Source organism: Winslowiella iniecta, assembly GCF_001267535.1.
Classification (GTDB): domain Bacteria; phylum Pseudomonadota; class Gammaproteobacteria; order Enterobacterales; family Enterobacteriaceae; genus Erwinia; species Erwinia iniecta.
The window spans coordinates 1-1,397 of the sequence record NZ_JRXE01000035.1 but is presented as its reverse complement, the minus strand read 5'-3'; the positions used below and the strand labels follow the sequence as shown (position 1 = coordinate 1,397).

Below are 1,397 nucleotides of genomic sequence, written 5' to 3'. Positions count from 1 at the left end.
TGTTCGATACCGCGACGCTGCTCATCAGACGCCGAGGCAATTTCGCCCATAATGTCGTTAACCCGGGTGACCGACTGCACAATCTCTTCCATGGTTTCACCGGCTGAGGTGACCAGCGTCGACCCTTGATCAACCCGGCTGGCCGACTCTTCGATCAGCAGTTTGATCTCTTTAGCCGCCTGCGCGCTGCGCTGCGCCAGGTTACGCACTTCACCCGCCACTACCGCGAAACCCCGCCCCTGTTCACCGGCACGCGCTGCTTCTACCGCCGCGTTCAGCGCCAGGATATTGGTCTGGAAGGCAATGCCATCGATCACGCTGGTAATATCGGCAATTTTCTTCGAACTGGTGGCAATCTCACTCATGGTCGCGACCACATTACCGGTCAGCGTGCCGCCTTTATGGGCGGTGACTGAGGCGTCAAGCGCCAGCTGCGAGGCCTGACGGGCGTTATCCGCATTGGCGGTAACGGTGGCGGTAAGCTGCTCCATACTGGCAGCCGTTTCTGCCAGTGAGGCGGCCTGCTGCTCGGTCCGCGCCGACAGATCGTTATTGCCGGTGGCAATTTCACGGATCCCGACCTGCATGGTTTCGCTGCCATCGCGTACCTGCACCACGGTTTCCGCCAGTCGGCTTTGCATATCGCGCAGGCCGCTAAACAACTCGCCAATCTCATTACTTCCGCGCTGTTCAATGCTGCCGCCAAGGTTGCCGGAAGCAATACGGGCAAAGTGATCGCGCATTCGCGCCAGCGGAGTGATGAGCGCCTGTTTCAGCCAGACCAGCGCCAGCAGGGTTATCAGCAGTGACAACCCAACCGCGCCAGCGAAAATCCACTTCGACTGGTGATAGAAGTCGTGACTCTGACGTTTAGCGTGCTCGACAATGCCGTTGATATGCAGCATCCAGCGGTTGTACTGCTGCAGAAATTGATCCTGCGATTGCTGGGTCGGCGCAGCGAGAAAATCCTGCAACTGATAGTTCTGTAAATAGACAATCAGCTGCGCCAGCTCATGGTGATAGTTGTCATAGCTGGCCTTAATCTCTTTGGTCATCACCTCACCTTCCGGCGTAATACGCGGAATGGCGACAAAGGTGTTAAAGCTTTTATCAGCGCGATCCAGATCCTGCTGCGCACTCTCCATCAGGCTGGTGACCTGCTCACGCGGCAAACTTAACGCCGCACGCGTTCCGGCACGACTCAGCGTGACGCGCGCGCTGAGTAATGAAGCCCAGCTCTGACTCAGCGCATCACGCTGCTGCCCGCTGGTATCGACCTGATACAGGTTATTCGCATCCTGACGAAAAGAGTTGAATGACAAACCACTGCTGACAATTTGCATCAGGCAAAACACGGCAAGGATAAAAATCAACGTTGCAGAGACACGAATACGGCT

At 56.7% G+C, this 1,397-nt stretch carries 1 protein-coding gene; it reads right to left on the bottom strand.

Annotated features, from left to right (window positions below; genetic code table 11):
* On the bottom strand, nt 1-1,397 hold a 1,397-nt coding region (locus NG42_RS19490), incomplete at both ends, for a methyl-accepting chemotaxis protein (RefSeq protein ID WP_072133754.1).